Raw genomic sequence first — 10,629 nt, 5'->3', positions numbered from 1 at the left:
AGAGAAATAGCTTGTGCATGAGGCATTTTATCTAATAATAATCCACACTCAAGACCAGCATGTAAAGCCATTATAGTTGGTTTTTTACCAGCTATGTTTTCGTAAGTAGCTATGCATATCTCCTCTAACTTAGATCCTTTAGAGTATTCCCAAGCTGGGTAATCACTTATTAATTCAAACTCACCATCTAAAGTCTTAGCTAATAACTCCATTTTGTTAGTTATAGCATCTTTTAAAGTTCTAACAGAACTTCTAACTGCACATTCAAAAGTAACTTCACTATCAGTAGTTCTAAGAACCCCTAAATTAGTAGAACTTTCTACTAATCCTTTAATATCCATACTCATAGTTTGGATACCATTAGGTATTAAGTTTAGAAGCTTAAGTGCTTTATCAGAACTATCAGAAGTAAGAACTTTATCAGCAGTAGTTTCACTACATTCAACAACTAAGCCAGAATCAGAAGTGCTAAACTCTTTCTTGAAAGTATCACTTATAGTAGATATACATTCTTTAGCTTTAGCTACATCATTTTTATTAACTAAAATCACTGCTTCAGATTCACGAGGGATAGCGTTGTTCTTTGAGCCACCTTCAACTTTAGATAAATCATAGTCTACACAAAGTAAATTTAATAATCTACCCATTAACATATTTGAGTTAGCTCTTTGCTTGATTATATCCATTCCTGAATGTCCACCAAGTAGTCCTTTAATTTCTATTAATAAAGCTTGCTTATCAGAAGATACATCTGTAAATTCTGCTTTTAATTTAGACTTAGCAGTAACCCCACCAGCACAACTTACAAGTAAGAAACCTTCTTCTTCAGAGTCTAGATTTATTATGTACTCACCTTTTAAAAGAGAACCGTCAAGAGCCATAGCTCCAGTCATACCAGCTTCTTCATTAGTTGTAATTAAAACCTCTATAGCAGGATGCTCTAAATCAGTAGAAACAAGTACTGCAAGTCCCATAGCAACAGCGATACCATTATCAGCACCAAGTGTAGTACCAGTTGCATAAATCATATCATCTTCAAGTCTTAATTTAATAGGATCTTTTTCAAAGTCATGTTGAGTATCTTTATTTTTTTCACAAACCATATCCATATGACCTTGAAGTATTACGCCTGGACAATTTTCATATCCTTTTGTAGCAGGTTTTCTTATTATTATATTTAAGGCATTATCTTGAACTGTTTCTAGTCCTAAGTCTTCACCAAATTTCTTTAGATAATTACTTATAGCCTTTTCGTTATCAGAACCACGAGGGATTTGAGATATTTCATCAAAATACTTAAATACAACCTCTGGATTTAAACCTTTTAATACATTTTTCATAAATAGCAACTCCTTTTGATATTAAATTATACTAAATTAGTTATTTTAGTAAACAATGGTAAAACACTAAAAAGTATTTTTTTTCTATTATACTCCTAATCTTTTAATTGTAAATAGATAATATTTTTTTATAGTACAAATAAGCATTGATTATGTATAATATATAAATAGTATAATACAAATGTACATAAAATAAACATTATAAAAAAAGTTCATTTTTATAAGGAGGGTGTATGAATCAAAAATCATTAAGAGTTTTAGAGTTTGATAAAATAATAGACATACTAAAGATGAAAGCTTCATCTTCTTTAGGGTTAAGATATATAGAAAAACTAGAGCCAAGTTCAGATTTTGAAGAAGTAAAGTATATGCTACAAGAGACCAGTGAAGCTCAAGGTATACTTACTAAAAGAGGATATGTTGGGTTACAAGGGATACATGATATAGAGGATAAAGTTAAAAGAGCAAATATAGGAGCTTCATTAGATACAGGTAGTTTGATAATGATAGCAGATACTTTAAGAGCTGCTAGAACTTTAAAAAATAGTTTACAAGGTAGTGATGAGGAAAATTTCAATTATCCCATAATACAATCGTTATCAAATTCTTTATATGCTTATAGAGATATAGAAGAAGCAATATACAATGCAATAATAAGCGAAATTGAAATATCAGATAGTGCTTCATCTACACTTAGAGAAATTAGAAGAAGAATAGTACAAAAAAATCAATCAATTAGATCAAAATTAAATGCTATAATATCATCTAGTACATATCAAAAATACTTACAGGATGCCATAGTATCTGTCAGAGGAGATAGATTTGTGGTGCCTGTAAAATCGGAGTATAGATCACAAGTTGCAGGTATAGTTCACGACCAGTCATCTTCAGGAGCAACTTTATTTATAGAGCCAATGAGTATAGTTGACATGAACAATGAGCTTAGACAATTAAGGCTTCAAGAGCAAGAGGAAATAGAGAGAATACTTTCAGAGCTTTCAGCAATGGTTGGAGAGGTAAGTGATGACATAGTATCTAATCAAGAAATATTAGGAAGATTAGATTTTGCTTTTGCAAAAGGAAAATTATCTATGCAAATGAAGGGTGTAGAACCTAAACTAAACGAAGATAAATATATAAACATAAAGAATGGTAGGCATCCATTATTAGATAAAGATAAGGTAGTTCCAAATACAGTTTATTTAGGAAGAGAATTCCATACTTTAGTTATAACAGGTCCAAATACAGGTGGTAAAACAGTTACAATAAAAACAGTAGGACTACTATCACTTATGACTCAAAGTGGACTTCATATACCTGCTGACTATGGAAGTAGTATGTGTGTATACGACAATGTATTTGCAGATATAGGAGATGAACAAAGTATAGAACAAAGTTTATCGACATTCTCTTCACATATGACAAACATAGTTAGAATATTAAACGATGTTACAGAAAATTCATTGGTAATATTTGATGAATTGGGTGCTGGAACTGATCCAATAGAAGGTGCTGCACTTGCAATAGCAATATTAGAAGATGTACATATGGCAGGAGCTAAGTGTATAGCTACAACACATTATAGTGAAATAAAGCACTACACTTTAACTAAAGAGGGTGTAGAAAATGCTGCAGTAGAGTTTGATATAGAAACATTAAGTCCAACATATAGACTTTTAGTAGGTGTTCCAGGAAAGTCTAATGCATTTGAAATATCTAAAAAACTAGGGTTAAGTGATTTTGTAATTTCAAGAGCTAGGGAATCTATAAATACTGAAAACATTGCATTAGAAGATGTACTTCAAAGTGTCGAAAAAAATAGAATAAAAGCACTAGAAGAAAGAGAAGAAGCTGAAAAATTAAAATTAGAAATAGAATTCTTAAAGCAAGAATACGACAGGAAGCTTGAAAAGTTTGCAGCGCAAAAAGAAAAGATGATGGAGCAAGCTAGAACTGAAGCATTTAGAATAACAAGACAAGCAAAAGAAGAAGTAGAAGATATCATAAAAGAACTTAGAATACTAGAGGAAGAAAGAGCTTCAAAAGAAAAGAATCAAAAAATAGAAGCTTTAAGAAAAGAATTAACAAATTCTATGGGAAGCCTTCAACCAACAGTTAAAAGTATGATAGTTCCTAAAGTTGCTAATAAAGAAATAAAAGATTTATCACCAGGGGAAGAAGTCAAAGTAATAACTTTAAATCAACAAGGAAGTGTCGTTTCAGTTGATAAGAACAAAAAAGAAGCAGTAATACAAATAGGTATCATGAAAATGGCATTACCATTTAAAGCTTTACAAAAGATTAAGAAAGATGTTAAAACAACAGTTACTAAATCCACAAGAAACATAATAAAATCTAAGTCAGGTAAAGTAAAGAGTGAAGTTGACTTAAGAGGAATGAATTTAGAAGAAGCTATTATGGAAGTGGAAAAATATTTAGATGATGCTTATGTAGCAGGACTTGAGTCTGTAATAATAATTCATGGAATAGGAACTGGAGTATTAAAAACAGGCCTTCAAGATGTTATGAAACGAAATAAACATGTTAAGTCACAAAGAGGTGGACAGTATGGTGAAGGTGGAGCAGGAGTAACTGTAGTTACATTAAAATAAGGTGGAATGTATATGATATTAGTATCTGCATGTTTGCTTGGAATAAATTGTAAGTATAATGGAGAACATAATAAAAGTGATAAAGTTATAGAGTATTTAAAAGATAAAGAATATATAATTGTTTGTCCAGAACAATTAGGTGGTTTGTCTACTCCAAGAAGACCTTCAGAAATAACTAGCGTAGATGGATACGAAGTTATAAATGGGAATAGTAATGTAATCAGCAATGAAGGAATAGATGTAACTGAGAATTTTAAGAAAGGTGCTAAGGAAAGTTTAAAAATAGCAAATTTATATCAATGCACAGAAGCTATTTTAAAAGAAAGCAGCCCTTCTTGTGGTTCTAATTACATTTATGATGGTACTTTTTCAGGAAATAAAATACCAGGAGTAGGTGTTACGACAGCTCTTTTGAGATTAAATAATATAAAAGTAATTAGCGAAAAAGAAATATAGTGAAATATAGGTAAGTAAAAACAGTAAATAACTTGAAAAAACTAATAAATTGATTTACCATAAAGTAATAAGAGTATGAGAGGAGAAATAGCATGCAAGATTTTAAATCAGCGATAGCAGATTGCTTAAAAGAAAAGATAGAAGATATGCCATTAGAAGAAATAGTAGGATTAATAGAAGTCCCACCTAATAAAGATATGGGAGATTATGCATTCCCTTGTTTTAAATTAGCAAAAGTATTTAGAAAGGCTCCTAATATGATAGCTGCTGACTTAGCAGACAGTATAGAAGCTAAAGGTGCTGTAGCTAAAGTTATGCCAATGGGAGGATATGTTAACTTTTTCGTTAATAAATCTCAGCTAGCAGAAAGTGTTATAAAGGATGTATTAGATAGAGGAGATAATTATGGTCGTAGTGATTTAGGAGATGGAAAAACTATTGTCATAGATTTTTCATCACCTAATATAGCAAAACCATTCCATATAGGACATATAAGAACTACTGTTATAGGAAATGCTTTATACAAAATATATGAATCTCAAGGCTACAAAGTAGAGAGAATAAATCACCTTGGAGATTATGGAACTCAATTTGGAAAGCTTATAGTATCGTTCAAATTATGGGGAAATAAAGAAGCAGTAGAAGAAAATCCAATACCAGAATTACTTAAATTATACATACAATTCCATGATGAAGCTGAAAGTCATCCAGAAATGGAAGACGAAGCAAGAGAATGGTTCACTAAACTAGAAAATGGAGATAAAGAAGCAACGGAATTATGGCAATGGTTTAGAGATGAAAGCTTAAAAGAGTTTTCAAGAGTATATGATTTATTAGATATAGAATTTGATTCATACGCAGGAGAAAGCTTCTATTCAGATAAAATGGATAGAGTAATTCAAATTCTTAATGAAAAAGGACTATTAAAAGAATCAAAAGGAACAAATATAGTAGATTTAGAAGAATACAATATGACACCTGCTTTAATAACTAAGAATGATGGTTCAACATTATATATGACTAGAGATTTAGCAGCAGCTTTATATAGAAAAGAAACTTATAATTTTGAAAAATGTATGTATGTAGTTGCTTCTCAGCAAAGTCTTCATTTCCAACAATTATTTAAAGTATTAGAGCTTGCAGGATACGAGTGGGCACAAAATATGGAACATGTTCAATTTGGAATGGTTGCATTAGAAGAAGGAACTTTATCGACAAGAAAAGGTAGAGTAGTATTCTTAGAAGATGTTCTAAGACAAGCTATAGAAAAAACAAAAGAAACAATACTTGCTAAAAATCAAAATGCATTAAATGTTGATGAGATAGCTAAGCAAGTTGGAGTTGGAGCAGTAGTGTTCCAAGAGTTATCAAACAGTAGAATAAAAGATTATACATTCTCTTGGAATAGAACATTAAGCTTTGATGGAGAAACTGGACCATACGTTCAATATACTCATGCTAGATGCTGTTCGGTACTAAGAAAAGCTAATGAAGAAGCAACTACAGAGATTAACTATGACTTATTAAATGATGTAGACAGTTCAGAAGTATTAAAAGTAATTGCATCTTTCAATAAAAATATATTAACAGCAATGAGAAAGAATGAACCACATATAGTGACTAGATTTGTATTAGATTTAGCACAAGCATTTAATAAATTCTATCACGATAACCCAATACTAGTAGATGATGTGGAATTAAGAAAAGCAAGACTTGCATTAGTTGCAGCTACTAGACAATCATTAGAAAACGGACTTAAGTTATTAGGTATGCATGCACCTGAAAGAATGTAGAAAAGATACAGCTTAAAAGCTGTCTCTTTTTTTTCATTTAAGCAATTAATACTAAGGAAAATTATGTATTTAAGTAAAGTGGATTTTTCTATTGATTAGAAATGTAAATAGGGGTATATTAAATATACTAGTTGATAAAAATAATAATTAGATAGTATTGCAAGGAAGGTAATATTTATGAAAGATAGCGTAATAAAAAAAGCTTATATTGCAGCTTTTGATATAGAAGATATAGTTCTAAAGCATCTAATGATAATAAATACAAAATGTTTAATTGATGATAATATTCAACGTTGTGTGTGCATAGACAATAATAGATTGAAGGATGAATTAATTTACTATAGGTTTTACGGACAAAAACTAAAGTACAATAATATATTAAATATTTTACTACCAGTGATAATTTCTAATACAAATATTCAGAAAAGTGAAGAAGAAGTTGTAGAATTAATTAAAAAGTACACAAAATATTTAAAAATAGAAGAGTATTTATTTGAATATATAATTGGAGCTGTATTATATAATTCTATAATTCATAATTTAATAGAAAATAAAGATATAGAGTATAGTGAATTACTACAAAAATCAAAAGAAAAAGTCATTGGATTTTCAATAGAACTAGATAAGCTAAATACAATTAAATTTCAAATGGCAAGAATAAATACTATACAAGAAATTGATAAATATATAGATTTAAAAGTAGCAGAATATGATGATAATAAAGTAATAGGAAGCTTATTAAATATAATTCATGACATTTACATAGAGGAAAGAGATATAGACAATGATGGGATAAAAAGTATAAAAAAGTCTATATTATCTATATTAGGAGAAGTAGAAACTCTAAATATAGAAAATATAGACTTTATTTTATCAATGTCTGAATATATAGCGAAATTGAGAAAATATAAAATTAATAAAAAAAACTACGATCAAAAAGTAGATCCGAGAAACTTGATTAGCCTTAATGAAGGAGACACTATAATAGACCCGATATTCAATCAAATAACAATTGTATCAAAAAAAATTAATGATAATATACTTAATTTAAATATTAAATCTAAATCAGGAAATTATACATTAACTTTTAAAAGGTCATAAGATTATTCATCGGCAGCTTCTAAATATTTGACAAAATCTTCTTCAGACGTATCAGTTAAAAAGCATAACTCTTTAACTATATTATTTCTAAGATCGATAAAATCTCGAAGACCTGTATTATCGTTGGTATACTCAAGTGCCTTTATTATAAGTAATAAATCTCTTTTTGATAAAGCGTTGATAGATACATGCTCAATTAATCCCATAAAAAACTTCCTTTCTAATTAGATATACTTAATACTAATATTCTACAAAAAATATGTAAAAACCTTCAATTAAAAATTATTTTGATAATATATTACATATATTATTTTAACCTAAAAATAGTAAAATAACATACAACAATATTAAAAAAGAGGTGAAAAATTTGAAAATATTACTAACTACACTAAATTCTAAATTTATACACACGAATTTAGCAATAAGATACTTAAAAGAATTTGTGAAAGATTTAATAGAAGTAGATATAAAAGAATACACTATTAACAATGATTTAGACTATATTTTAAAGGACATATACAAGCATGATTATGATGTAATATTATTCTCTACATATATTTGGAATGTAAATGACATAGTCAAACTTTGTAACAACATAAAAAAAATAAGACCGAATACAAAAATAGCTTTAGGTGGACCAGAAGTAAGTTATGACAGTGAATGTTCTATGAGAAACTACCCATTTGTAGACTATATTTTGTATGGAGAAGGAGAGCTAGTATTTAGAGATTTAGTTATGCATCTTCAAGGAAATATGGGTATAGAGGATGTAGAAGGTATAGTATATAGGAATGGTAATAAAATAATAACTAATAAACCCAAAGAACTTCTACAAAACTTAGATGAAATACCTAGTCCATATGAAGACTTAAATCCGAAAGAATACGAAAATAGAATAGTCTACTATGAAACGTCAAGAGGATGCCCGTTTAACTGCCAATACTGTTTATCTTCTACATTAAAAGGACTGAGATACTTTAGTATAGATAGAGTAAAGAGAGATTTAAAAGCTTTAATAGATGCAAGAGTATCTCAAATTAAGTTTATAGATAGAACTTTTAATGCAAATAAAGCATTTGCAAAAGATATAATGCAATTTCTTATGGAAAATGATAATAATTACACTACTTACCATTTCGAAGTTACGGCACATTTATTAGAAGATGATGTGCTAGAGTTTTTAGCTAATTGCAAAGAAGGATTATTCCAATTTGAAATAGGAGTTCAAACTACCAATCAAAAAGTATTAGATGCAGTTGGAAGAAGAGATGATTTTAAAAAATTATCTTATGTAGTTCAAAAAGTTGCTTCTTATAGAAATATACATCAGCATTTGGATTTAATTGCAGGTCTTCCTTATGAAAACTACAAAAGTTTTGAAAACTCATTTAACGATGTGTTTAACTTAGGAATAGAACACTTGCAACTTGGATTCTTAAAAATGATTAAAGGGACAGGAGTAAGGAAAACATCTAATGAACATGGATATAAATACAAAGACTATCCACCATATGAAGTTTTATATAATGACTATATAAGTTATGGAGAAATTTTAAAATTAAAAGATATAGAGGAAATACTAGAAAAGTATTATAACTCTAAAAACTTTATCTTATCTATGAGATATATAATATTTAATTTTTATAAAGAAAGCCCATTTAAGTTTTTTGAGGACTTTGCTACTTACTTTGATAAAAATGGATACTTTGATATGGCACAAGGTAAAAACATGCTATATAAAATTTTATTAGATTTTTATGAAGAAAAAATAAATACAAATAATGAAATGTTTAAAGATATATTAAAATATGATTATATATCTTTAGGAAAAACATCCAATATACCACAATTTTTCAACAAATTAGATATGGAAGACTTTAAAAATAGAGGACATGTATTTTTACAAGATGAAAATAATATTTTAAAATATTTGCCTAATTTTAAAGATGTTCCAGCTAAGCATATTATAAAATATGTTCACTTTGAGCCTTTTAAATTTAATATATTAAATTTAAAGAAAGATATATACAGTGAAGTTAAAAAAATCGAAAATGTAATAATGTTTATATACGATGACAAAAAGATTTTTGAAAAATCAAAAGCTTACAATGTTAACATATAGGAGGTTAGTATGAAGTTTAAAATAGAAAAACATTTATTAAAAAAAGCAGATGAATTAGCTTTCATAACTATAAAAAATGATGGAGAATTCCAAATAGAAGGATATAATATACCAAATGTAGGTCTAGATGTACCTATAAAAAATGATGTACTGGTAAAAGGTATAAAAGAAAAAACGGCTCAAGAAAATATAAATGCAATGTCTATTGCAGATGCAATGATATTTATAATGGGAATAGACAGTAAATTTAAGAACAACGAAGAATATAAAAAATTCTTAAATGCTTTTAAAGATAAAGTAAAGGTAGATTTAAAAGCTTATATGGGATATATGTCTAGGAAATACTTTGATATTGGCGAATATACAGATTCGTTAATATACTTAAAAGCTATGATAACTATGAATCCTAATGATGTGGACGGTTTATATCATTATGCTATAGTATGTCAAGAAATAGCTAAGCAATATCAAAAAGATATGGACAACGAAGGTATGAATAACTTCTTACTAGAAGCACTATTAAAATTAGAGATGGTAACAGAGATAGAACCAGATTTTAGCCTGGCTTATTATCACTTAGGATATCATTATTATAATCAAGGTCAATATATAAAATCTAGATCAATATGGAATGAAGCTTTAAAATTAGGAATAGATGCTGATTTAGGGGCAGAAATTCAAGAAAATATAGGGAAAATGGATTTTAAAATTCAATATGAAGAGGGATATAATTTAGTATTTCAAGGAAGAAATGAAGAAGGTCTTGAAAAACTAAGACCTTTAGAAGAAGATCATTCTGATTGGTGGAACTTATTATTTATGATAGGTTTAGCTTACAAAAACATGAATGAAATAGAAGAAGCAAAGAAATACTTCGAAAAAATATTAATAATAAAGCCACATCAAGTAGATGCAATTGTAGAAATAGGATTATGTGAAGCTGCTACTTTTAATATGGAAAGAGCCATAGAACATTTTGAAACAGCAGCAAAAATTAAAGAAGATCCAGAAATATTATGCAACTTAGGAATGGCTTATTTAAATAATGGTGAGTTAGATGATGCTATTTATTATATAGAAAGAGCTTATGAACTAGATCCAGAAGATGAAATTACAATATCGTGTTTAAAAGAACTTAATAAATATACAAAATAAAAAAAGACCTAAAAAGACTCCTACAAAGGAGTTTTTTTTGCATAAATATG

General features: G+C 28.4%; 8 protein-coding genes. 6 read left to right on the top strand and 2 right to left on the bottom strand.

Features of this window, described 5'->3' with window-relative positions; all coding sequences use genetic code 11:
- A partial coding sequence (locus ACRC03_RS11545; protein WP_438652718.1) for an aminoacyl-histidine dipeptidase occupies window positions 1-1,340 on the bottom strand: 1,340 nt, incomplete at its 3' end.
- 233 nt (window positions 1,341-1,573) lie between these two features.
- On the opposite strand from ACRC03_RS11545, the gene ACRC03_RS11540 reads away from it, so the two are divergent.
- The 4 genes from ACRC03_RS11540 to ACRC03_RS11525 all read left to right on the top strand — a co-directional run bounded on the left by ACRC03_RS11540 (window position 1,574) and on the right by ACRC03_RS11525 (window position 7,302).
- Window positions 1,574-3,952 carry an endonuclease MutS2 gene (locus ACRC03_RS11540; protein WP_438652717.1) on the top strand — a complete coding sequence of 793 codons (2,379 nt, stop codon included), beginning with the start codon at window positions 1,574-1,576 and terminating at the stop codon, window positions 3,950-3,952.
- A gap of 12 nt (window positions 3,953-3,964) precedes the next feature.
- Window positions 3,965-4,408 (top strand): DUF523 domain-containing protein, encoded by a 444-nt coding sequence (locus tag ACRC03_RS11535; RefSeq protein ID WP_438652716.1) that lies wholly within the window; start codon window positions 3,965-3,967, stop codon window positions 4,406-4,408.
- Window positions 4,409-4,500: 92 nt separating this feature from the next.
- On the top strand, window positions 4,501-6,201 hold the full coding sequence (gene argS, locus ACRC03_RS11530) for an arginine--tRNA ligase (protein ID WP_438652715.1): 1,701 nt from the start codon (window positions 4,501-4,503) through the stop codon (window positions 6,199-6,201).
- A gap of 177 nt (window positions 6,202-6,378) precedes the next feature.
- A complete protein-coding gene (locus ACRC03_RS11525; RefSeq protein ID WP_438652714.1) occupies window positions 6,379-7,302 on the top strand; it encodes a hypothetical protein in 924 nt (307 codons plus the stop codon).
- 2 nt (window positions 7,303-7,304) lie between these two features.
- Here the strand turns inward: ACRC03_RS11525 and ACRC03_RS11520 are convergent, their stop codons facing one another.
- Entirely contained in the window at window positions 7,305-7,508 is a 204-nt protein-coding gene (locus tag ACRC03_RS11520; protein WP_438652713.1) for a hypothetical protein, read from the bottom strand.
- 161 nt (window positions 7,509-7,669) lie between these two features.
- On the opposite strand from ACRC03_RS11520, the gene ACRC03_RS11515 reads away from it, so the two are divergent.
- Both ACRC03_RS11515 and ACRC03_RS11510 read left to right on the top strand, forming a co-directional pair.
- Window positions 7,670-9,424: a B12-binding domain-containing radical SAM protein gene (locus ACRC03_RS11515; RefSeq protein ID WP_438652712.1), complete on the top strand. Its 1,755-nt coding sequence runs from the start codon at window positions 7,670-7,672 to the stop codon at window positions 9,422-9,424.
- Window positions 9,425-9,433: 9 nt separating this feature from the next.
- Window positions 9,434-10,579, top strand: coding sequence for a tetratricopeptide repeat protein (locus ACRC03_RS11510; protein WP_438652711.1), 1,146 nt, complete (start codon window positions 9,434-9,436; stop codon window positions 10,577-10,579).
- The last annotated feature ends 50 nt before the right edge of the window (window positions 10,580-10,629 follow it).

Origin of the sequence: Romboutsia sp., assembly GCF_051659545.1 — a bacterium.
Lineage (GTDB): Bacteria > Bacillota > Clostridia > Peptostreptococcales > Peptostreptococcaceae > JBOFOR01.
The sequence above is the reverse complement of the archived record's forward strand: the minus strand, read 5'-3'. Positions and strand labels throughout refer to the sequence as shown.

Coding starts and splice junctions, on each gene's coding strand:
- ACRC03_RS11540 (WP_438652717.1), top strand. CDS start 1,574: ATGAATCAAAAATCATTAAGAGTTTTAGAGTTTGATAAAATAATAGAC.
- ACRC03_RS11535 (WP_438652716.1), top strand. CDS start 3,965: ATGATATTAGTATCTGCATGTTTGCTTGGAATAAATTGTAAGTATAAT.
- argS (WP_438652715.1), top strand. CDS start 4,501: ATGCAAGATTTTAAATCAGCGATAGCAGATTGCTTAAAAGAAAAGATA.
- ACRC03_RS11525 (WP_438652714.1), top strand. CDS start 6,379: ATGAAAGATAGCGTAATAAAAAAAGCTTATATTGCAGCTTTTGATATA.
- ACRC03_RS11520 (WP_438652713.1), bottom strand. CDS start 7,508: ATGGGATTAATTGAGCATGTATCTATCAACGCTTTATCAAAAAGAGAT.
- ACRC03_RS11510 (WP_438652711.1), top strand. CDS start 9,434: ATGAAGTTTAAAATAGAAAAACATTTATTAAAAAAAGCAGATGAATTA.